The sequence below is a fragment of the Virgibacillus chiguensis genome, from assembly GCF_900129865.1.
GTDB lineage: Bacteria > Bacillota > Bacilli > Bacillales > Amphibacillaceae > Virgibacillus > Virgibacillus chiguensis.
In genome coordinates, this window is record NZ_FQXD01000001.1 from 457,503 (window position 1) to 479,711 (window position 22,209).

The window sequence follows — 22,209 nt, forward strand, 5'->3', positions numbered from 1 at the left end:
TCACTGTACCCTCCTTCCCATAAAGTAAAATAACATAACAAAAATTGTAATAAATACAGAAGGAATTAATGCGACCCATGGTGCAATTTGGATATAACTTTTTCCATCAAGTATCATACCACCCCAATCAGGTATTGGAGGCTGAGCTCCTAAACCAAGAAAAGAAAGGCTAGATATCATCAAGATAATAGTCCCCATATCTAAAAATATTAGTTCTCGAACAATTGGTAATGCATTTGGAAAAATATGTTTTCTAATTAACTTAACTCCAAAAGTACCACTCAACTGAGCAGATAGAATAAAAGGTTGATTTCGTATTATCATGGAGGTATTACGTACAATCCTTGCATAATGAACCCACCAAGATACTAGAATGGCAAATAATGTACTAACCATTCCAGGACCAAGAAGACCAGCAAAAATAATAGCTACAAGGAAACTTGGTATGGAACTAAATGAATCCATAATAGCAGTCGTCAATAAGTCTACCTTTCTTCCAATAGTGCTTATAAGCCCAATAACTACACCTAAAAGGGAAGATAGTAATAAAACTATCGCAGGAAAGAGTAGCGTATACGATGCTCCAAAAACAATTCTAGTCAATACGTCTCTTCCTAAATGGTCGGTTCCAAACCAATGTTCTGAACTTGGTGGGGTTAATTCCTCCTGTGTATTCACCTCGTATGGATCATATGGAGTAAACAAAATGCCCATAATAATTGTAAAAACAAGAAATCCCAAACAAATTATTGGAAAAAAACATGCTATTCTTCTCACCATTTTATTTGCCCATCCTTCTGAGTTTGACGTGGATCTATATAACGTAAAAGTAAATCAATTAAAAAATATATAAGCATTAAAAATAGTGCCATTATTAATGTAAAACCAATAACAACGGGATAATCTCTAGCTGTTACTGCATGAATAATATAACTACCTAATCCCGGCCAAGCATATATAGTTTCTATCACAATGATTGTTCCCCATAGACTTCCAAAATGGGAAGCTATTACTGTTAAAAAGCTATGGATACATGGTAAAAAAAGGAATTTAGTATATAATACACGCTTCTTTAATCCCATTGCTCGCGCTGCTTCAAAATATAGGTTTTTTATTACTTCTGTAATAATTTGACGAAATAACTGAACAAAAGATGCACAAAGAGGTAGACTGGCAGTAATAACAGGTAAAATATAATGTAGCCATGTACCATCACCATAGACAGGAGTAACTTTCCAATGTATAGAAAAAAATAAAACCAACAGTAGTCCTATCAAATAGTTTGGTAATGATGATAAAAAAATGGAGATATTACCAATCCATTTTTCACGCATTGTTCCTTTATAAATACAAGCATAAAAAGAAATAATGACGCTAAGTATAATTGAAATAGCCAAAGATAGTATTACTAATATTAAAGTGTCACTAACACGTGAGAGTAATTCATCTAACACTGGAAGGTTCGATTGGTAAGAAACACCAAAATCGAACCTTATCATTCTCTTTGACCAATTTACATATTGATTATATAAAGATGTATCATGACCAAGTTCTGTTTTTATATCAACAACCTCTTCGCCACCTATCTCTCCTCCTCTATTTAACAATATAACCATTTCAGGCGTGCCAGGAGTTACACGAACAAGAAAAAATATAAATATGCTAAGAAAAAATAAAGTTAAGATGATGTTTAAAAGCCTTTTTAAAGTAAAGCGCCACATTCCTTATTCTTCCTTTTCTAAATTATTCCAAATAACTGGATTATCAACAATTGGTCCCCAGGTAAAACCTTTCACATCTGATTGATGGACAAAAATGTTATCGGGATAGAATAGAGGCACAGTCACTGCGTTATTATGCATATAAGAGAATATTTTATCATAAGCCTCCTGCCTTTCCTCGTTCGTTATAGCTTTCCCAGCAGTTGTAATATACTCCGATAGATGTTCATCTGTATAAGCTATACCTTTTCCATCACCATTAATTGCAAAGAGCGAATTAAGAAATCCTTGAGGATTGAGACCATCTGCATAGGTTCTATATAGCAATAAATCATAATCTTGCTTTTCCCATAAACTATGATAATAAGATGTAGATTCCATATTATTCAGTTCAACTTCAATGCCTACTTCATGCAGATTATTTTGAATTATTTCTGAAATTTCCTTCCATTCCGGAAATTCTTCGGTTTGAAACACAAGATTCAGCTTTAATTCTTTACCTTTTGCACCATACCCAGCCTCTTCTAACAATTTTTTTGCTTTATTTAAGTTATAAGCATAACCTGGGCTGTTTTCTTTTGTTACAAAAGGTACTGTCTTAGCAAACAAGCCTGTAGCTGGTGAACCGTTATCGTCCAAGACTTGATTTGCTAGATTTTCTTTGTTAATAGCATAGTTTAATGCTTGGCGAACCTTTACATCTTGCAAGCTCTTTTTTTGATTATTAATTGCTAGAAAATAGCTCGTTGTCCCACGCTCGGATTCAACTTTATATTTATCATTATTCCTAAACATCTTTAAATCTTGATATGATATTTTCCCCATCTCTCCTCCTGCTATTTGAATACTACCTTCTTGCAAGGCTAAAGAGCGGGTTTGCGCATTTGGAATAACTTTCCAAACCATCTTTTTATCATTCAATTTACCTTTCCAATAATATTGATTTGGGGTAAGTACGGTTTCATTGTCTTTTTCATAAGAAACTATTCTCCAAGGACCTGTACCAATTGCTTCTTTAAATTCACCATTAGGATCACCTGCAGGTTTTACAGAATTCGGGCTCATAATCCGGAATGGGCGAGCTGTTGTTAATTCATTTAAAATTAAAGCATTTGGTTCCGAGAAAAACATTTTCACCGTATAGTTATCTATCTTTTTGACCTTTTTCAAAGCCTCTGCTGTTTTTAACCAAGCATGCTCTTTTTTATTCTTCCATCTATGAATAGAAAACAAAAGAGCGTCAGCATTGAAATCAGATCCATCAGAAAACTTGACATCTTTACGCAAATGAAAAACATATTCTTTTCCATCCTTTGATATTTCCCAAGATTCCGCTAATCCTGGTTTTATATTTCCATTTTCACCATATTTCACCAATGGATCGTATACCGCAGTATATAATTGCATTGATCCTTCGTAAGAAGTTGCATCCAACTTATTCGCGCCACTATCTGACGTTACTGCAACTTGAATCGTGTTGTTCTGTTCTGTTGTGGGATCCTGACTTCCTTCGTTGCACCCTGTTACTATAATAAATATAAGAACAGATAATATAGAAATAATTGTTTTTTTGGACATTTTATACCCCTTCTCAATTTTTAATCGCAAATCGTAATGATTACGATTAATATAATAAAGGGAAACAGGTAATTCGTCAATAAATTTTATAAGGAGAATTTAAATGACCAACAATATTAGGTACCAAAAATACTGGAACAAAAGCGCTGAGATATATGATCAGATTATACAATACGGCAAAAATTTCAACATCTGATTTATACAGAAGCTGAACAAGTTGCCTATAATTCCACACCACTTTTTTCTATTACAGCTATTAAATGAAAGTATCCTTCTACAATGTATTGAGTTTTGTATTAGCATACATCTGTAAAGTATGATTTTTAAAAATCTATAAAATAAGTCAAATAGCAACATAAATTATATAATCCGTTAAAGAAAATCTACTGCTTTTTTACTATTACCATACAAAATGTGCGCTTTATGACAATTTATTTCGATAGCACATATTTGAAATAACCAATTACAGAAAGGGTAGCTTATATTACAAAATCGGTATACAAAAAAAGAAATTTTAATAAACAATAGAGAGAAAAGGAGAAGTGTATGAATACGTACTAACAGCTGATTTTATAAACACAAAGAAGCACGAAAAAACGTCCTTCTTTGCCTTGTTTTGTCTAAATTAAATAATTCTGTTGATTTCAAAATCTCATTTAGATAAGAAAATTATCGGAACATATTTATCCATTTTTTAACAGTGCTTGTTCAAACCTAAATTTGGTGTATAAAGAGAAATAACCAATGCAGTAGTACCCCAAAAAATAATAATAGGTGTTAACCAAAAGACATAAAATGTCATGTTCATCTAACAGCCTACGCTAAAGGTGCTCTTCAAAATAATAAATTGTCTATGCTTGTGGAGCCCTATATGAAAAAAATAAGAGAAATGACGGGTGAAAGTGTAAATCTAGGAATTCGATATGAAGATGAAGTTATCATTGTAAATACTATTAATGGCGAGTTTTACCAATTACAAACTACTTTATTACCTGTTAGCCCTCTTTATTGTTCTGGAATAGGGAAACTATTTTTGAGTGAATGTGATGATAAGTATTTAGAGTACTATTTCTCGGAATTGCCAGCCAGAACAATAAACACTATTACAGACTTCTTAACGTTCAAGGAACACCAAAGAAAAATAATAAATTCTGGCATTTCCATAGACAACGAGGAATACGAGTATGGTTTGTCTTGTTATGCCGTACCAATATATAATAAAAAAAGGAACTAATCTGCGCTTTAAGTATCTCGGGCCCTACAAGTCGTTTGAAGCATAGAGGAATTGATTTTTTAGTCAACATACTAAAAGAACAAGCATCCTTAATACAACATGACTTGTCCCATTCTTTAGAATTGATAGTTCAATGGTAATAATCCGTGTTAAATCATTGTCCATTTAATAGTTATTATCGCAAATTCAAATTCATCCATGCAGATGAGTAATGCCCTTTAAGTCATATAAACTTACAATGCCCCTGACATCTAAGTTAGTCAGGGGCATTGTAAGTTGCACGTACTTAACTAATTACTTATGTCATTCTTTAAACATCCATACTACTATTCTTTACTTAATTAAATGCATTAACCAAAGATATAATTACTTTTATACTCACCTGATGTTTCACTTATTTAGACACAAACAAATCAACCCAATTAACAATAATCATTTATTGTAAAACGATAAATAAAGATTGACATTCACCATTTTATTACATTATAATTAGTATGTCATTTAAAAAGAGTGATTAATTGTGACACAAAGGAAATTATCCTATTGCAATAGAATTATGATAAACAGCAGAAATTACAACAGTTATTGTTTCTAGAGTTGGAAAATTCGGACAGCGCGCGTGGCGTTTTGTATTGTTATTCATCTGGTGATATTTTAGTATACCAAAGAGAGTTCAAATAAAGGAGTAGATAATTGATGAAAAAGAAAATGATATTAGCAAGCAGCCCAATATTGTTGGGCGTGATTTGTTTAATGAGTTATTATATTATTGGAGCAAGAGTTACAGAAGACGGTGTATTAAAAGAGCCATTTTTCTTAATTCCATTAAGTTTTCTTTTTATATTTAGTGGTATAACTTTACTATGTTTAATGGCTTTAGTTGCGGTTATAAAAAAATCGCAACTAAAGCCAGCAATAAATATTTTATAGTTTTATTTCTTTATTTTTAATTGGAGCATAACTCCTAATTAAAGCCACCAGTGTGGAATGAACTGCCCCCACACTGGTGACTTTATATGTATCGACATATATCAATTTGGTTGGGAACAGATTCTTTTTGGCTATCTTTATCACTAGAAACACGCGTGTAAATTAAATATCTGTAGTCATTATATTTAGTTATTTCTACATCGGACTGTTTAAACATAATTCCCTTCCCCAACATCAAAATATGCGTACTTCGTTTATAAAATTACGGGAAGAGTTATGATTACGGTTGCAGAAACAGGTTTGTTATTTCACAAAACTTCTCTACTTCTCTGAATTTCTAATAACTTTTTCCACTCCATACCAATTTCAATAATTGTAATTAATAAGACTATCCATATAACAGCATTAATAAAAGATAGACCATTAGCTGATTGACCTCCTAAAATTATAAATAAACCCATTAGTATAAAAATGTAAATAATCAGAAAACATTCTCTTGATAATAAACTGTTCTAGTTCGTATCTATTCAATAGTTTTACTCCACACGCTTTAGCAAGCTCTATCGCTTGCTTTGTGAAAAAGGAATTGGTTATCACCCAAGCCTCATCTAAAGCTTTGAACAAGAAACACCTTGCTCAAAGCTTTCAGGAGATATTTTAAAAATATCTGTTAGGAGTCAATTTCAATAATTATTTATTTTGATCTTCTAGAAAGATTGCTTTAGCTAGTAAATTGGCATATATTAAACCAATAAGGTATGGGAGAAATATAATATTAGATGAAGTATAGTGAATGTATATTCCTACAGCAACTAATACAGCAGTTAAAAAATTAATGACTTGCTTTCCCATTTAAAAACCTTTCACAATTATAAGGATGTTTGCCAATATAATAAACAAACCAAGTATAATAAATAATATCATTTCCCTTTTTTCTTTATAACGGTACGAGTTATAAACTAATCTAATTGCTAAAACTAAAAATACAGTGTTGAATGTAATAGCCCACAAAGTATTGTCATTATCTAGATAATTATAAATTGATACATAACTTAGGACATATACTGTAGCAAAAATCCATAAAAAAATAATCATTCGGTTTCTCTCCATTTAAAGTCGTAAGTTGACAAATCCATAATTGTCATTGTTTTCACTATGATGATCTTATATCCTAGATGAAAATAAAAGAAATATTGGTTATCTACACTAAAATCCTAACAAAGATGAAGAGATTTAAGCAATAAGTGATTAAATTTTTATAATTTTTTCACTAGAAAGAATACCACAATTAACTATAGTTACAATCAACATGTTGTTTCCCCCCTTAGTTATTTTTCTTCCATCATTCGGTCAAATTTTTCAATGTTTCGTTCACGTTTATAGTCATGATAAGTTTTCCTTAGACTGTTGTTTAACCTTATCAAAGAATAGTTAATATTTAACTTCCGTTCCCAATATTACGGGGCATACGTAAAATTAGAATGCTTACGACCTTGCTTTTGTTGATTAATACGCTTAGCACGATCTTCTCTTATCTGTTCTCTCATTTCTGTTAAAACAGCATTTCCCATACGCTTTTTTAAATCGTTTAATTTTGTCTGTTTATATGCTTCATGTTTGCTATCTTCTCCGTATAGTTGCTTAGAGATTTCCACTTGCTCATCTAATAGTTGGTTCAATTCCTGCATTTCTGTTGCATGATTCGTTTCTAAATAAATGAAAACCATCTCATCAATGTATGGCCTTGCATCATTAACAGACTCATAGCAATTAAAAAATGAGAATGGTAGGTAATATACACAGAAGGAAATGCAACCTTCATTCAAACAAAAGTTTTTTATTACATTGAATACCATACTGACAGGAATTAGCTAACAAATGGTATATCATTGTAGATAATACACAACATGATTTACGATATATAATGTATTGTTAGAAGTTCTATTGACGTAATATTACTATTTTTGAGAATCTCAATTTTATCTAACAGAATTGCTCTTTACACAGCTTAGCCAGTCCTTTTTTCACACATTCCTTCGTCTACATATAAAGTCCCTAAACACGAAAACCCGGCTTCCCATTACGGAAAGCCGAGCCGATTAGAGCTTTAATTCCCCCATACGAAGGAGCTCTACAACAGCCTGTGATCGCCCCTTGACACCTAGCTTCTGCATAGCATTTGCTATGTGTACCAATTGCAAATAGAGGTAGTTACTTATCATTGTTTAAGCCATGAGCTGATTTCAAGTGAAATTTGCTCTTATACAATACGTTTCCAACGAGGATCTTTGAGGTCTTTTTCATTAGGTTTCCGCACGTGCTCAACAAACTCTTCTTCACAAGCTCCCACTAAAATAAAATTCTTTTGCGCCTGCTTTAATGAAGGGACATTAGCGCCTCCTTCATAATCAGGGTCATCAAATTGAGTATAATCATCTTCCCAAAAGCATATTTTACATATCTCAAAAGTACCGGGTGGTTCTTCGTTTAGTGTTTTGTAGCCACAACAAGGACAAGTATATTTCATTTCAAACCTTTACCAACTCTTTCTAAATATTTATGTTTTTTTAGGAGTTACTTGCTGGATTTACGACCAAACGTAAACCATAAATAAATAGCCACAGCAATTAGTACAATTAATGCAATAGTATTTATTATTGTTGAAATAAACTCATTGTCTACGAAAATATTTATAAAAAATGAACCTGCAACTATCACTAAAACAATTAAATATAAATTTTTATTCATGATATCCCTCTCCATTAAAACATATAACATCGCCGAAACGACAACTATTTTTTATGGGTTCCTTTCTCTATAAGCCATATTAATAAGCCTCCTGTAATTAGTATGATGGCTAAACTTAAAATTATTTAAAGAAGGCTATCATCAGGCAACAGATTGAATAACAAAACGTCAACTATTATAAATACTATAACATAACAAAGTAATTTAATATAAACATTCCTCATCCCTTCTCATTTCTAAACCCAGCGCTTTCATGTTCCACTAATCTACTTATTCAAATCAAAATTATATTTGATATCCACGCTGCCATCTATATTTACTGTTATATAATCAATGATTACCTTTAAAACATGGTATAAATCCTGATCCTTTTTTTCGATCGTTTTAAAAGCTTGTTGGATGTTTTTCACAGATACTTCCTGTACTTCTTCATTTTTATACAAGAACAGTTTATCCTGGGCTTCTTTTATCTGTTGTTCAAATTCTTTTCTTCTAACTTGAAATTCTACTTTATCAATCAATTTATCAAGGTAAAGATCAACAAGACCCTCGTTTTTCTCTTGATATTTGGCAATACTATTTTCCAATTGCTTCACTTGCTGCTTAGAGTGATTATTTAAAGTATTGTTAAAATCAAGCGAAACTTTTTGTCCTGTTTCTAATAGACGCTCCACAATAAAACGGCGAAATTCTTCATAGCGAATAGGTACATGATTGTCGCATCCGTTCTTCCCACTTCTCCTATATGCACTACATTTTAAATATCGCCAATGGGTTTTCGTTCCATCTAATTTTCGGTTCCAAGATTGAATAATCACTATATTAGATCCACATTTCCCACATTTGAGAAGACCACGAAACTCATTCCATGGTGTGATTTTCGTTTTGATGTTGACCTTCTTTTTATTATTTGCTAGTTTCCAATCTTCTTTACTAACAATTGCGGGATGATGATCTTCAAAAACAAGCCATTTTTCTTCTGGGTTACGTATTTGTTTCTTACGGCCATCTACTTTAATTGTGGTATATTGATTGAGTATGAAAGTTCCACAAAACGTTGGATTTTTAATAATTCGTTGAATAGACGTAATCTGCCATGCTTTTCCACTTCTCGGCGGTAGAATCTCCCCTTGTTGAACACCCTTATTCAACAGGTGCGTGATTTTTTTAAAGCCAAATCCTTCTTCGTTATACCATTTATAGATTTGCCGAATGACATTTGCCTCATCTTCTTTGATAACTAACTTCTGTTCAATACGATCATAACCATATGGGATTTTCCCTATATGCTCCCCTCTCCGCACTTTAGCTGCAAGAGCAGAGCTAATAGAAACAGATAAAGACTTTGGATATTGTGCAGCAAACATCGAAAACATTTCAAATTTCATATCATTTTTTCCTTCTACATAGCTATCATAGCCTTCTTCGATGGTTACTACTCTTACACCATGACCAAGCAACACTTCTTTAATTTCCAAAGCATCCTTTAAATCACGAGCTAATCTATGTATAGATTTAAAAAGAACCATCTTTATTTCACGATTTCTAGCTTTTTGGAGAATTAATTGCATGGCCGTTCTTTCCAGGAATAGTGTCCCTGATTTATCTTCATCAACTAATACAGCGTTCTCATTAAATTCATAATGGTTCTGTTCCAGCCAGTATCGACATATATCAATTTGGTTGGGAACAGATTCTTTTTGGCTATCTTTATCACTGGAAACACGAGTGTAAATTAAATATTTGTAGTCATTATATTTAGTTATTTCTACATCGGACTGTTTAAACATAATGCCCCTCCCCAATACCAAAATATGCGTACTTCCATTATAACATTACGGGAAGAGTTATGATTGCGGTTGCAGAAACAGGTTTATTATTTTACAAAATGATAAATGGAGAAACTATTTTTTCTGTATCCTACGTAGGGTATGTGCCATACCCTACGTAGAGGACACTTTTTCTGTACTCTGTTTAGGCTACAAACGAATGTTCCTATACTTATAAAGAGAATTTATGAAAAAGAAAAACCTTGAAAGGATTGGCCAATCAAGGTTCTATGTTAAATACGTTATTATTTTCAGCTATCTCTTTTCCACACAAATTGTCCGTTGGTTAAATAAACAGCACTTGGTGGGTCATCGTAGAGAGAGATTTCAACCAAGGAACTTTTCTCTTGTCTTAACCAATTATATACACTACCTTCATTAGTAGGAGGGTGTGATAAAATACGATTAACTTGAAATGCAACCGCATGATACTCTGTATAATTCTCATCATCATCTTCTAGACCATTATCTGTCTCGAAAAGTGTATCTGGTTCACCAATAATTTTCAATCCGTTCTCCCATTCTATTATTAGTTCACCACTATTATTTTTTAATGCATCTATTAAAGGATCATATCCCATAAATATCCTCCTTTTTTACTTTCTAAGTGGTTCTGATGGTACAATATGAGCGCCACTCTTACTATAATGTATCATCCCTCTAGTAGTATTTGTGTATTTGCCAGTGTCCATATTATAATACTTCCCTATTACTTGATCAAAGTCTACCCTTTCTTTATTTTTGTTAATCGAAGTTGCATTATACTAAAAGTGCAATATTTATTGAATTGTTTATGTAAAAGTATTGACATAAATTACCTATTAAATTATTTTTGTTATGGGCGGAGATTTTTATGAGAAAAGTGAATTTCAGGTATTTTCTTTTGCTTATTTGTACTGTTTTGTTAATCTCTAGTATTTCCTTATCTTTTGGAACTTCAGCGCAAGCTGCAGAAAACGTTACTGCACAACCAGTTTTAGAGGAGGAACTGCTATCACAAAACCGTGACTTTGTTTATTTTTTGGATGGGGTTGAACAACTTCCTTCTGTTATAATTGAATAAGGTCCAGAAAAGACTGCAAATTGGCTTTCTGAAAAGACGAGGGTTGAAGTCGCTACTGATGGCCAAAACTTATATCTACCAGCTTTGGCTAATGTAAATCTAGAGGATAATCAACCTCTTAACGATTCTCGAATAACGACTTTTAGTACTTGGGGTTGCATAACTGCTGTAGGATTGATGATAGGATCGGTAGGTTTTCCTTTCTCAAAAATCTTAAAGCTGAAAAGCTCTATTAAACTTTTGGGTGGCGTTAAAGAAACCGTTCAATTAATTCATAAAAATTATAAAAAGTTACGTGAAAACAGATGGAGAAAGAAAGATGCGTGGAAAGAAGCGGTGAGCAAACTTCCAGTGATCTTCCAACAGAAGTTAGAGACGCTTTTCTTGATTTTTTTAACATAAGCGATGTTATTAATCAATGTACTTAATGTACAAGAAACAGGTGATATCCATTAAAAGGTCTAAAACACTACCATTTAAATTGGCGGTTGTTATTTTGGTTATTTTCCAGTTATATACAATCTTTGAAAACTGGAATGGTGATCTTAGAACAAACATAATTTCTGCATTAATTCTTATAGGCTGCATTATTTTAATAACACTAGATATTTTTTTAACAGATAATTGATTAAAGAGAATCACCTAAAAAAGTCGACTATTCTGAAAAAACGGTCGACTTTTTTAAATGAAATTCTTAAACGACCACCTGCTTTAGCAGGTGGATTTAGACATAAATGTCAACGACTAAAGTCGTTTCCCAGGCTAAAGTCATAATAAGTCACCCCCTTACCTATAATTTAAAACAAAAACAGGTATGGGGTTAAAAATCACCAATTTGTTGTCTTTTTTATTATTAACGCTTCTCCTTCATGTAGAAGCAATTCTTTGGGAGATTTCAATTGTTTGAGTAATATTTTTTTCTTTTTTTTTATCTTGAAATCTCGTCGATGTTCATTCCATATGTGAGCAATTTCAATAGTGCACAACTTGTGTTCTCTTGTAACCTCATAAATATACTTGTAGAGTAATGTTAGTTCATAATATGTATCAGGCTCTAATGTAACTGGGTCACATAGTCCATTGACTATTTCAAGTTGAATAGGATATTTCAAACCTTGTACTGCTTGTTTACTTCGAGTAAGGTCTAAGGAATTATCTATGCTCACTACCCCAATACCTTTGTTTTCTTCAAACCCATTTTCCGTATATATACCAGATGGAAGTTCTATATCTGAAGCAATATAATAATAACTAGTCAATTTGATCCTCCTCATAAGATTGTTATGTCTATTTAATATAACAGCACAATATCCATAGTATTTTAATATTAGTAAATGAACATTCCTTTTTAAATGATTAGGCTTTTCTGTTTTTAACATCTGTAACGACAAAACGGTAGTTTTCTAATAAATGAACTTCATCAAGACCAAGCAATCTTGGAAATCTGAACTCTGTTTCTGCTTCAAGTTCAACAACATTTAACGCCTAGGTGATTTTTTGTTTCTTAGTTTACTTTACCTTTATTTACTATGTAACTTAACATTTTCCCGGTTTTGAATTGGCCACCATATTAAATGGAAAAGCATGTGGACAAATATAGCTGCTAGTAATCCCCCTTGAATGAAGGCTACCCCAGCGAAAAAACCAACCCAAATGTTACTAATAATCGTATACACATACATAAGAGGTTTTGGTTGCGAAACAACAAGTTTAATATTTGGTAAATGAACAACGGCAAATAAGACACTTGAAATGGAAATTGCAAACAATGTACTAACACCATCACCCATACTCATTAATTGAAACAACCAAATAAATAAGCTAAGCAATCCCCACCGATTAGGATACCTATATTCACATAACTCGTTTTAATTTCCATATAATCTGTTTTTGTCAATCTTGGCACTACATACATATAATAAAACAACAAATGGCTAAGAGAACAGATAACACCTAGACCTAAACCATATAATAAAATTTGACTAATTTCTATTTCTTGAACAAGATGAATCTTAGGAACAAAATAAGCACCCATCGCTGAAAATACAAGTGCTGTTAAGCCATGTGCAATTAATCGTTGTCCATTTGTCACATCATCTCTTATATGTATTTTTTCCGACTGATACATAAAATAAATTCCTGGTATACAAATGGTAAAAACAAGAACAAAATAAATCCAATTCATGGGGCCTACTCTCCATTTGTTCTTCCAAAACAACCTTATAGATCTTGTTCACTGCCTGTTCCAATTGACTAATTACTTCGTCATCTAGTTTAGCATAGTATGTTGATACAATTTGCTCATCTACTTTTGCATATAATTCATAAAGTTCTTTACCCTTCAAGCCAAGCGATACGACGATTTCACGTCTTGAGTTAGGATTAATAGATCGCTCAATATAATGCCCTTTCTCTAATTTACTTAACAACTGGCTAATTGCACTTGCTGTCACATCCATCTTTTCAGCCAGCTCACTGACTGTTAATGTATTATGCTGTCGAACATGCTCGATAATTAAAGATTGCTTTGGTGTTAGTTTATGTTCAAGCACTTCATCGTAGTGATGTAACAATGCGTAGTTTATTTGATCTAATGTTTGAAAGATCCCATTCATTCGCTTTTCTAGCATAAAATCCCTCACTTTATTTAGTTGCATAAACATTTTAGGTATCTAAAGTGTTCATCATAAGAATACTATAACTAAATACACACATTAATGCAAAGACATAGAAGTAAATTTTATGCACTATCCTATTTGAGTTCAAATAGGAATGCTGGTCATACCATAACTTTTGATACACAAAAAGTTTTTTAAAGACAATCCAAGAAACTGAATATATATAGTAGCTGCATTTATATAGGAACTCAACGTGATAAGTGCATATTTAACAGAACTGTAAAACTTCAAATATTTGAAAAGTTACTTGATGAACCATTACTCGTTTTAGTATTATTCCATTCAGCATTTGGTAATCAAAGGAAAAAGCATTATAACAGGCAGGTGACTTTCTACTTATATAGTAAAAAAATTTAATATTATGAAGAGATTTTTCTACACCCTACGTAAAGGCACTTTTACTGTTCTCTAATTAGAGTACAAACAAAAGTTTGCATAGAAAAAGCCTACCCGTAAGAGTAGACTTATAATAGCTCTTGATTAAAGTCATCATATGCATCACCAAAATAATTAAAATCATCCTTTAACCAATACCAATGTTGCCCTTTATTTTTTATTAGTCTTTCTAACAAATCTGTAAAAGAGGTTGCAATAATTTGTGATTCCCCAACAAGAGCATGACGATCAAAAAAACTATCATAACATCTTCCTAATCTTTCTTTACTTAGATCAATTGTTAAGTATTCATCTTTACCATCATTACAAACGATATACCAACTTGATGAAATATCTTCTTCACACAATTCCCCTACAATTACTGGATTTGCCAACACAAATTCCTCAGGAGAAACAAAATAAACAGGATATTCTTCGTTTTCGTATAAGGCTAGACCTCCACAGAGGCTATAAAAATGCTCAATATCTTCAGGTAAAATATGCTTTTTTTCATCAATAGTTGGTAAACCATTTGGCTCAAAAATGCGACAGTAAGGTAACGTCTTAACTTGTGTAAGTAGTTGTTCTATTTTTGTCATTTTACTCACTCCCTATAGTTATATAAATTAAATGCATTATAATAATCCTGTTTAGCCGATTTAGGAACTTTTGCTGCATCAAACATTTTTTCAATAAGTTCTTGCATTTCCTTGGGTGAGACTGATTGCCAATCGATTTTACCCCCAACTTTTTTTCCTGTTTTTTCATATAACCATTGTCTATATACTACTTTTGTAGCGTTATGTTGTTCTTTAGTCAAGGCTAATGTTGGTGTATTAGCTCCTCTACTCACATAGTTTGGAATATTATGTTTTTCCCAAACATCCATTACCCCATGATGGTTTTCTAAAGGTGAGTTACTTGGTCTATAAGGAACGACATCATTAGGTTTTACAGTATTACCTTTATCCTTAGCTTTCTTCGCAGTCTGTTTACCTTTATTCGCAAATTTAATAACTCCGCCAGCTTTAACTAGCTTTAAGACTTTTCCCGCTGGAATAATAGAAGCGCCAGTCCATAATCTTTCACCTGTAGAGGTCTCTGAGTCCAGAACGGTTTTTATATCATCTACAATAACAAAGTCTAACGCTTTCTTGGAAAGTTTTAAGCCCGTTTTTCCAGTCTTATATCCTGCTAAACCTACGTGTAAACCTGCTTTTTTAGACAATTCATTCTTATGGCGTGGGGCATTTTCAAATTATTACATCAAAAAAGTAAATAATTTTAATTTTTCGCTTTTAACATAACACTCTACATGATAAGCCATTCTAGAGTGTTATTTGGGACTATTCCATATCCGACGGTACAAAATCAAATTATTCGCTCTCTTTTGCTCAAATCCCACAGTAAGCATTTTTATATTATATGGAGCAACTATTTTTTCTGTATCCTACTTAGATTACAAACGAATGTTCCTATATAAAAAGCCTACCCGTAAGAGTAGGCGACCAAATCAATTATTAATTTGATTTAAAATTCATTTTCGTTATCATCATAGTCTTGAAGCTCATTTAATATCTCTTTTAAACGCATAATACTATTTTCAAATTCATGCATAGAAATTTCTTCATAACTTGATGCACCTTCTCCGAACACATCATTATCATATATCTTAACCACTGCACCATCAGATTTTAATTTCTTAATTAATTGTTGTAGCTTTTCAAGTTCGTCTATATCATTAGCATCTGTTTCAGCCATAACTTCTTTATTTTCAATAGCTGATTTTAATTTTGAGAAGCTCAAACCAGTATGCTTTTTAATTGTCATTAAATACTTATTTATATTATTTGCTTCAACCTTTATAGCAATTTTATTCAACTTTTTTCCTCCCCCTCTTTGGAGTATTTAGAACTCCTCCATATAATTTGGATTCACTGGTTTACCTGGAGAATTTTTGTGATAACTTCCGCCATGCCACCCTTTTAAATGTTCACTAGGAGTTGCGGGATATATTAAATCGCCTCTATCAGATATATGAGGAAAGTTCTTTGCATTAAATGTATGATGACCAATTATTGGTTTACCATTGTATTTAGGCTTTTTTCTATTTAAAATATCTTCAATTTGCTTAGAAGTCCAATTTCTTGTTGGAGTATCATTGTTTAAGATTCTTTTCTTTTCTTGTTTCCAAAAATTATTAACACCAGTAGCCCTGCGCTTCATAAACCTCTTATTCCACTGATATCTTTTATATTCACTTTTAGTTACTGAACGTTTTTCAATTTTCTCCTTTATAATTAACTGCTGTTTTCTACTTAAAGAATTGTAAGGTGTTTTTTTTGGAGTTAAATCAAAGTTTTCTATATCCTTTATAGTGAATTTTTCACCGACTGTATTTCTCTTTTTGACCTTCTTCGCTGTCTGCTTACCCTTGTCCGCAAATTTAATAACTCCGCCAGCTTTAACTAGCTTTAAGACTTTTCCCGCTGGAATAATAGAAGCGCCAGTCCATAATCTTTCACCTGTAGAGGTCTCTGAGTCCAGAACGGTTTTTATATCATCTACAATAACAAAGTCTAACGCTTTCTTGGAAAGTTTTAAGCCCGTTTTTCCAGTCTTATATCCTGCTAAACCTACGTGTAAACCTGCTTTGGCCATTCCTTGTGTTGTCTTTTCAATCCAATTCTTTTCCTGCTCTTTTGGCTTGTGTCTGTCGGCAGGAATAGCATCCACTAATTTATACTCAGCGTTTCCGGATTCTGATTGATATGCCCTTACGATTCTACCATCTGTCAACGTATAGTAAGTTCCCTGATGTACTTTTTTATAGTCCGAGACCTTTACTGTGGAAACTACTTGATGTTCAATGGTAGTAAATTCCCTTGTAGTTAAACTATCTCCTGATGCTGCCACAGCTGCCTGCATTGCTCGGTAGCTATAATCCATTGTTTGTAGCCCGAATTTTTTCTGTAGATAATGCACGAACAAGTTTGCTGGTGGCAAATGCTGAGATAATAGATACTTGCCAACCTCACCAAGCACCGTCTCTAGCCCAACGGCATTTCGAACAGCCTTACTGCTAATGCCGCTTATTAGATCTTTATGAAACCTTTGATCTGCTAATTGCCGTGCTTGGTAACTGCCAATATGTATTTGGCCATGATTTCCTAACTCGCGGATTTGGCTAATGTAGTTTTTCATCATGTGAATATCTTGTTCAATCGGTTCCAGCTTAGCTGTATTATGACGATCCAATTCATACAACTTTTCCAGAGTCTTATGGATCTTTTTCTTTCCATGTTGTACATTATCCAAGAACTCGCTATCATCTATCTTGCGTAAGTCCACAATATCACTTACCGATTGGATAATAGCATTCGCTTCATCTGTTAAATCCATCGTAACTTGTTCCATTCGTTCTAATCCCCGTCGTACATCTTGAGAAATAAAATCTTCTCGAATAACCCCGTCTTTATCTGGTTCCATGTACTGAATCGACTTCTTCATTTCCTGTAAAGTATCGGTGTAATTCGTAATAAATCCCTCTAGAAACAACAAAAACGGCATGTGCACCTCTTGATAAAAGGCACGAATGGAATTAGCCAGTTTCCCTTTAAATTCATCCTCCAAAGCTATCATAGCTTCTATACTATTCTGGATGTTTTTCACTTGTATATGTACTTGTTCTAGGCGTGATATCGTTTTGTCAATATAGCTATGGAGGTCGCTCACATAAAGCGCCTTAATGAACATCCCCTCCCATCCCCATTGGTAATAATTTCAATGTAACCCTTTTAGTTGCATTATACTAAATGCACAAGGAATATGAAACGGTTGATCTGCAATTCATTTTCTATGCAACAAACAATATATACTACTGGTTATAAAAGAATAATACCAACAATCTTTATCACTTTAAATATATACTGTGATATATTTTATTTCTTTTATATATTTCATTATATATTTAAGTATGTTATAATGTATATAAAGAATAAATGACATGGGAGGAATTTATATGTTAGCTTTTTCGTTTGATGTGGGGAATGGTTTTGTAAAGGCAAGAAATGATAAAAGGAGTATGATTGCTCCAAGTTCCATTGCTAAAAAAGAAAGCATGGGAAGTTCAAGCATTACAGGCATGTCTTCGAGCTTTGACGCCTCATTTGGTTATCGTGAATTTGAATCTAGCTTAGATGACGGAACAACATATATTTGGGGAGAAGAAATTGCTGATGTCGTGGATCCAAGTTCATTACTTCCTACATATACACATAACCATCGTTATACGCAAAAGCGTTTCAAGCTTCTGTGCTCTTTCATTCTTGCTGAGCTTGCTAGCGATTATAAAGAAGATGAACTACGTGATGTCATTGTTGTAACGGGGCTTCCGTCACAAGAAGTAGGAACAACAGAGGCCGAAGACTTTAAGCGCTTTTTACAACAAAAACACATTGTGAAAATTAATGGCAAACAGTTATTCATCCATGTTACTGATGTACGTATTATTGAGCAGCCCTTAGGTACTCTACTTCACCAATACATGAATGAATCTGGACAAGTTCATAAGGAATTTTTAAACAACACATTAACCGTCATTGACTTCGGCGCAGGCACAACCATCATGGACACCTTTAAAAATGTAAAGCGCCTAGAAGATAAATCTGAAACATATTATGAGGGTATGAACGATATTCATAAACGAATTGCTAAACGAATTGAGCGTGAACATGGCATTAAAGGTTTAGATGCAAGCTTTGTAGAAGAAGGCTTTCGCAATAACACAATGGTTGCCACCGTATCCGAGCGAAAAAAATACTCTTTTGAAGACATAGCAAAAGACATCATTACAAACTTTATCGAGAAGCTTATCTCTGATATGGACGCTGTACTAACAAATCGAGATAGTATCGATAAATTCATATTAACCGGAGGCGGTGTTCACATCGTATCCACTTATTTTCAAGACACATTTGGTGAGGATTCCGTTCTTATAGTGGAAAACTCTCAGGAAGCAAATCTAAGTGGCTTTTACAAGTTAGCTTCTACCATTAGTCGTAAAGAAAAAGCTAGTTAAAATAGGGGATATCTCTCCCCTATTTTGCTTTAGGATGAACTATAGTATATACTATTAAACGTATTACATATTAAAATGAAAGGGGGAAACGCATGACTACACATCGGAAATTATTCTCCTATGACAGCTTAGAAGATGCTGATATTCATGAATTCTTTCAATCTTTACCCGATCGCCAAGCTTCCAAATATATTCGCATCGCTATTAGGAAACTAATGAAGGAGATGGAGGAAAAAGGGGAAATTAGCCCCATTTCAAAATCCTCTAGCTCTTCTACAGAAATCAAAGAAGAGAATACAAAAGCGCAACACCAGGAATCAAGTAATGATACCTTTATAAACAACGACGATATTCTTAATTTAGGAAAATAGGTAATTGTTATATTGGGTTCTCTGTCAAATGTGGCGGTGTGATGTTCACTACACCATCTCTTTGTTAAAAGCTCGTTTTCCTAAAATATCACTTTTGCTAAGGTCGCAGAGGAAAACATACTCGCTTTTCGCGGACGAACGCCCGAGCCTCCTCGCAAAGCCCGCTGCGGGATCTCGGTCGCCCGTTTTTCCGTAGGAGTCTCGCATATTTCTTCTGCTATGTGCTATCTCAAACTAGAGCCTTTTTAACCTCTTGTTGCCATAAAATTTTATGCTTCAAACGTTGAAAGTTTTTGATACCAAATGAATCTCGCTTTAAAACCTTTATCGTATTGTTGATGCCTTCGATATAACCATTATTAAATGGATGCATGAACGATTGTAAGATCTCTTGTTTCCAACGTAAAAACGTTTTTTTACGCGGTGGAATGCCTCCATATTGGAAGCACGCATCCATTTCAGACATTCCTCCAGTCCTTTTCTAGCTGTCTTTTCATCGCTTGTTTTGAACCATGTATCTATTTTCCCCTTTAACTCATATGCTTCTTTTAAACGTGGGTATTTTAATTGTCCTTTACCTGATAATTTATAAGGAGACTTCCACTCCGTTTCATGTGAATACGAGTTTGCTTATCTACATTTCGTTAAACTTCCCGTCGAACTTCATCTAAAGCCCAATAGACTTGACGCATGAAGTGAAATCGATCAGCTATTATCAATGGATCTCCCAGTACCTTTCGCACAGCCTGTTTAAATGACTTGGATAAATCCATCACTACCATTTCTACCTTACTCGTATCACAAGAACGTAAGTATTTCTTAATGGTCTCTATCTTTCGATCAGGTAGGATGTCAATGATCTCCTTATTCTCCACATCTACCACATTTGTTTGGAATCTTTCTCCTCCTGCATCACCTTTGAACTCATCAATGGCAATTGCCCGAGGAAGAATCTTCTTTGCCTTTATCGGGTGATGATCAAATAATCTTAGTAGGCGATTCGTTGTCATCCCTATCAAACGAGCTGCAGTGCTAAAAGAATGGAAGGCTGCATATGTTAATGCTGTTGTTTTCAAGGCATTTGTACAACGTTGATAATAGTCCACCATTTGTAATCGTTCATAAAAAGTACGACCACAACTAGTACACAAATACCTTCTCTTCTGTAATGATATCTTTGGTATGTCAACACTTAACTAGACAATTTTTTTAAGGTGTTTTCTTTAAATTGAATAGGTGTTATATAGTTTAGGTTTTCATGAATACGACAATGGTTAAACCAATGAACGTAATCAGCTAACTCCAGTTGTAATTGTTGTAAATGCTTAAAGGCTCTACCATTCACAAACTCTGTTTTAAACGATTTAAACGTGGATTCAGCGACAGCGTTATCATAAGGGCATCCTTTTGAGCTAAGAGAACGTTCGATTTGAAAGGCAGCTAACGCTTCATCCACGACTTGATTATCGAATTCTTTACCACGATCCGTATGAAAAATAGCGACCTCTTGCAGGTTTGCTGGAATACTAGCTAAAGCTTTCATCACCAATCGATGGTCTTTGTTTGCTCCTGCGCTATATCCAATAATTTCTCGATTAAAAAGGTCGACAAATAGACAGACATAGTTCCATTTTCCAGCTACATCTACATACGTCAAGTCACTTGCAAGCACACGAAGTGGTGCAGATGAGCTAAAATCACGATTTAATACATTGGCAATTTCGGCTTCATTGTTCTGCTTCGACGAAGGCTTGTACGCTCGTTTTGCATTGTATTTAGAAACGAGATCATTCTCACGCATAATACGTGCAATTCGGCGTCTGGATACTTGCTTGCCTTGTTGTTTGAGCACTACTTTGATTTTACGCGATCCATACGCTCTACGGCTTTGATGAAAAATATCATTAATTAAGATGGTTAATTCTTTTTCTTCCTTCCATCTATTGCTTTCTTTACGTTGTAGCTCGTAGTAGTATCCACTGCGAGAAACGTCCAGAATGGTGCACATCGCTGATACCGAGTATTTATGCGTGTTTTGCTTTATAACAGTTACTTTCGTCCGATAATCAGCGTTGCTTGCTTTAAAATATCATTTTCCATTCGTAATTGCTGGTTTTCTTTGCGTAGTTTCAGAATCTCATTTTCTTCTGGTGTACGATTATCTTTTTCTTTAAAAGAGCCAGTCTGACTATGTTGTTTTATCCATTTATCCAATGCAGATGGCGTCAAGTCATACTCGGCAATAATGTCTTTTCGAGGTTTTCCGTTTTGGTATAGTTGTACCATTTGGGATTTGAATTCGGCTGAGAAGATTCTTCTTGCTTTTGTCATTATGGTTACACTCCTTTTTTAAGTGAGTAGACGTAGACCCTTACGGTGACTGCTTACATGCGGCCTTGACCCGGAGCCTCTGCGTGCATGATTGATACGCCAAGAAGCCAGGTATTAAAACACTTGGCTCTTAAAAACAGGGTATCATGCCACGCTTCTCCGCATAAAGGCACTTTGTTGAGTAAATTTACTTTTTTAATAGGAATCATTTTATGTTCTGTTTAGTCTACTTCACCTTAATTTTTTTGTCTAGTCAAGTGTAACCTATCCA

25 protein-coding genes and 4 pseudogenes are annotated in these 22,209 nt (G+C 33.7%); 6 read left to right on the plus strand and 23 right to left on the minus strand.

Annotated features, from left to right (window positions below; all coding sequences use genetic code 11):
- Genes BUB45_RS02340 through BUB45_RS02350 form a run of 3 tightly spaced genes read right to left on the minus strand, consistent with a single transcriptional unit; the run spans window position 1 to window position 3,299 of the window.
- Entirely contained in the window at window positions 1–780 is a 780-nt protein-coding gene (locus BUB45_RS02340; RefSeq protein WP_073004776.1) for an ABC transporter permease, read from the minus strand.
- A complete protein-coding gene (locus BUB45_RS02345; RefSeq protein WP_073004778.1) occupies window positions 774–1,721 on the minus strand; it encodes an ABC transporter permease in 948 nt (315 codons plus the stop codon). Before BUB45_RS02345 ends, BUB45_RS02340 begins: the two co-directional genes overlap by 7 nt.
- Window positions 1,722–1,724: 3 nt before the next feature.
- Window positions 1,725–3,299 (minus strand): ABC transporter substrate-binding protein, encoded by a 1,575-nt coding sequence (locus tag BUB45_RS02350; protein WP_073004779.1) that lies wholly within the window; start codon window positions 3,297–3,299, stop codon window positions 1,725–1,727.
- A 790-nt stretch (window positions 3,300–4,089) separates the two neighbouring features.
- Here BUB45_RS02350 and BUB45_RS02355 point away from each other — a divergent pair.
- On the plus strand, window positions 4,090–4,533 hold the full coding sequence (locus BUB45_RS02355) for an IclR family transcriptional regulator domain-containing protein (protein ID WP_425303952.1): 444 nt from the start codon (window positions 4,090–4,092) through the stop codon (window positions 4,531–4,533).
- Window positions 4,534–5,229: 696 nt separating this feature from the next.
- Window positions 5,230–5,463 carry a DUF3955 domain-containing protein gene (locus tag BUB45_RS02360; RefSeq protein WP_073004783.1) on the plus strand — a complete coding sequence of 78 codons (234 nt, stop codon included), beginning with the start codon at window positions 5,230–5,232 and terminating at the stop codon, window positions 5,461–5,463.
- Window positions 5,464–5,545: 82 nt separating this feature from the next.
- Here the strand turns inward: BUB45_RS02360 and BUB45_RS20585 are convergent, their stop codons facing one another.
- The 10 genes and pseudogenes from BUB45_RS20585 to BUB45_RS20590 all read right to left on the minus strand — a co-directional run bounded on the left by BUB45_RS20585 (window position 5,546) and on the right by BUB45_RS20590 (window position 10,789).
- Window positions 5,546–5,680 carry a hypothetical protein gene (locus BUB45_RS20585; protein ID WP_280157290.1) on the minus strand — a complete coding sequence of 45 codons (135 nt, stop codon included), beginning with the start codon at window positions 5,678–5,680 and terminating at the stop codon, window positions 5,546–5,548.
- Window positions 5,681–5,886: 206 nt separating this feature from the next.
- Window positions 5,887–6,072, minus strand: a pseudogene (locus BUB45_RS02365) (restriction endonuclease); the annotation flags it as partial.
- Window positions 6,073–6,153: 81 nt separating this feature from the next.
- Window positions 6,154–6,315, minus strand: a complete 162-nt coding sequence (locus BUB45_RS19715) for a hypothetical protein (protein ID WP_170861688.1) — start codon at window positions 6,313–6,315, stop codon at window positions 6,154–6,156.
- Between the two features lie 605 nt (window positions 6,316–6,920).
- Window positions 6,921–7,319 (minus strand): relaxase MobL, encoded by a 399-nt coding sequence (gene mobL, locus BUB45_RS02375; RefSeq protein ID WP_280157291.1) that lies wholly within the window; start codon window positions 7,317–7,319, stop codon window positions 6,921–6,923.
- A gap of 243 nt (window positions 7,320–7,562) precedes the next feature.
- Window positions 7,563–7,652: pseudogene (locus BUB45_RS02380) on the minus strand (helix-turn-helix transcriptional regulator); the annotation flags it as partial.
- Window positions 7,653–7,723: 71 nt separating this feature from the next.
- Entirely contained in the window at window positions 7,724–7,990 is a 267-nt protein-coding gene (locus BUB45_RS02385; protein ID WP_073004792.1) for a CPCC family cysteine-rich protein, read from the minus strand.
- Window positions 7,991–8,037: 47 nt separating this feature from the next.
- The gene (locus BUB45_RS19720) at window positions 8,038–8,211 is read right to left on the minus strand and encodes a hypothetical protein (protein ID WP_170861689.1); all 174 of its coding nucleotides are present in this window, start codon (window positions 8,209–8,211) and stop codon (window positions 8,038–8,040) included.
- A gap of 266 nt (window positions 8,212–8,477) precedes the next feature.
- Window positions 8,478–10,001 (minus strand): recombinase family protein, encoded by a 1,524-nt coding sequence (locus tag BUB45_RS02390; RefSeq protein ID WP_073004794.1) that lies wholly within the window; start codon window positions 9,999–10,001, stop codon window positions 8,478–8,480.
- 290 nt (window positions 10,002–10,291) lie between these two features.
- Complete coding sequence (locus BUB45_RS02395; protein ID WP_073004795.1) at window positions 10,292–10,621, minus strand: hypothetical protein; 330 nt, start codon at window positions 10,619–10,621, stop codon at window positions 10,292–10,294.
- 15 nt (window positions 10,622–10,636) lie between these two features.
- Window positions 10,637–10,789 carry a polymorphic toxin type 50 domain-containing protein gene (locus tag BUB45_RS20590; protein WP_280157295.1) on the minus strand — a complete coding sequence of 51 codons (153 nt, stop codon included), beginning with the start codon at window positions 10,787–10,789 and terminating at the stop codon, window positions 10,637–10,639.
- A 104-nt stretch (window positions 10,790–10,893) separates the two neighbouring features.
- Here BUB45_RS20590 and BUB45_RS19490 point away from each other — a divergent pair, with 104 nt between their 5' ends.
- A complete protein-coding gene (locus tag BUB45_RS19490) occupies window positions 10,894–11,103 on the plus strand; it encodes a hypothetical protein (RefSeq protein WP_139300076.1) in 210 nt (69 codons plus the stop codon).
- An 84-nt stretch (window positions 11,104–11,187) separates the two neighbouring features.
- Window positions 11,188–11,505 (plus strand): hypothetical protein, encoded by a 318-nt coding sequence (locus tag BUB45_RS20080; protein ID WP_139300077.1) that lies wholly within the window; start codon window positions 11,188–11,190, stop codon window positions 11,503–11,505.
- 425 nt (window positions 11,506–11,930) lie between these two features.
- On the opposite strand, the gene BUB45_RS02410 is transcribed toward BUB45_RS20080, so the two are convergent.
- From BUB45_RS02410 to BUB45_RS02440, 8 genes and pseudogenes are all read right to left on the minus strand, one after another.
- On the minus strand, window positions 11,931–12,362 hold the full coding sequence (locus BUB45_RS02410) for a hypothetical protein (RefSeq protein ID WP_073004797.1): 432 nt from the start codon (window positions 12,360–12,362) through the stop codon (window positions 11,931–11,933).
- A gap of 261 nt (window positions 12,363–12,623) precedes the next feature.
- The gene (locus BUB45_RS19320; RefSeq protein WP_084723511.1) at window positions 12,624–12,899 is read right to left on the minus strand and encodes a CPBP family glutamic-type intramembrane protease; all 276 of its coding nucleotides are present in this window, start codon (window positions 12,897–12,899) and stop codon (window positions 12,624–12,626) included.
- The gene (locus BUB45_RS19325; RefSeq protein ID WP_084723512.1) at window positions 12,899–13,231 is read right to left on the minus strand and encodes a hypothetical protein; all 333 of its coding nucleotides are present in this window, start codon (window positions 13,229–13,231) and stop codon (window positions 12,899–12,901) included. Before BUB45_RS19325 ends, BUB45_RS19320 begins: the two co-directional genes overlap by 1 nt.
- Entirely contained in the window at window positions 13,197–13,766 is a 570-nt protein-coding gene (locus tag BUB45_RS02420) for a MarR family winged helix-turn-helix transcriptional regulator (RefSeq protein ID WP_244527641.1), read from the minus strand. The genes BUB45_RS19325 and BUB45_RS02420 overlap by 35 nt, the downstream gene beginning before the upstream one ends.
- Before the next feature lie 479 nt (window positions 13,767–14,245).
- Entirely contained in the window at window positions 14,246–14,755 is a 510-nt protein-coding gene (locus tag BUB45_RS02425) for an SMI1/KNR4 family protein (protein WP_073004798.1), read from the minus strand.
- Between the two features lie 5 nt (window positions 14,756–14,760).
- A pseudogene (locus BUB45_RS02430) lies at window positions 14,761–15,114 on the minus strand (sugar-binding protein); the annotation flags it as partial.
- 572 nt (window positions 15,115–15,686) lie between these two features.
- A complete protein-coding gene (locus tag BUB45_RS02435; RefSeq protein WP_073004800.1) occupies window positions 15,687–16,037 on the minus strand; it encodes a hypothetical protein in 351 nt (116 codons plus the stop codon).
- Window positions 16,038–16,064: 27 nt separating this feature from the next.
- Window positions 16,065–17,912: a T7SS effector LXG polymorphic toxin gene (locus BUB45_RS02440; protein WP_073004802.1), complete on the minus strand. Its 1,848-nt coding sequence runs from the start codon at window positions 17,910–17,912 to the stop codon at window positions 16,065–16,067.
- Window positions 17,913–18,177: 265 nt separating this feature from the next.
- Between BUB45_RS02440 and BUB45_RS02445 the strand changes: the two genes are divergently transcribed.
- A complete protein-coding gene (locus BUB45_RS02445) occupies window positions 18,178–19,236 on the plus strand; it encodes a ParM/StbA family protein (protein ID WP_073004803.1) in 1,059 nt (352 codons plus the stop codon).
- A 92-nt stretch (window positions 19,237–19,328) separates the two neighbouring features.
- On the plus strand, window positions 19,329–19,607 hold the full coding sequence (locus BUB45_RS02450) for a hypothetical protein (RefSeq protein WP_073004805.1): 279 nt from the start codon (window positions 19,329–19,331) through the stop codon (window positions 19,605–19,607).
- A 229-nt stretch (window positions 19,608–19,836) separates the two neighbouring features.
- On the opposite strand, the pseudogene BUB45_RS20355 reads toward BUB45_RS02450, so the two are convergent.
- Together BUB45_RS20355 and BUB45_RS02460 are read right to left on the minus strand one after the other, a co-directional pair.
- A pseudogene (locus BUB45_RS20355) lies at window positions 19,837–20,785 on the minus strand (ISL3 family transposase); the annotation flags it as partial.
- Window positions 20,786–20,799: 14 nt separating this feature from the next.
- A protein-coding gene (locus BUB45_RS02460) for an IS3 family transposase (RefSeq protein ID WP_170861691.1) occupies window positions 20,800–21,941 on the minus strand; the annotation gives its coding sequence in 2 pieces (ribosomal slippage) (window positions 20,800–21,659 and window positions 21,659–21,941; 1,143 coding nt in all).
- Window positions 21,942–22,209: the final 268 nt, after the last annotated feature.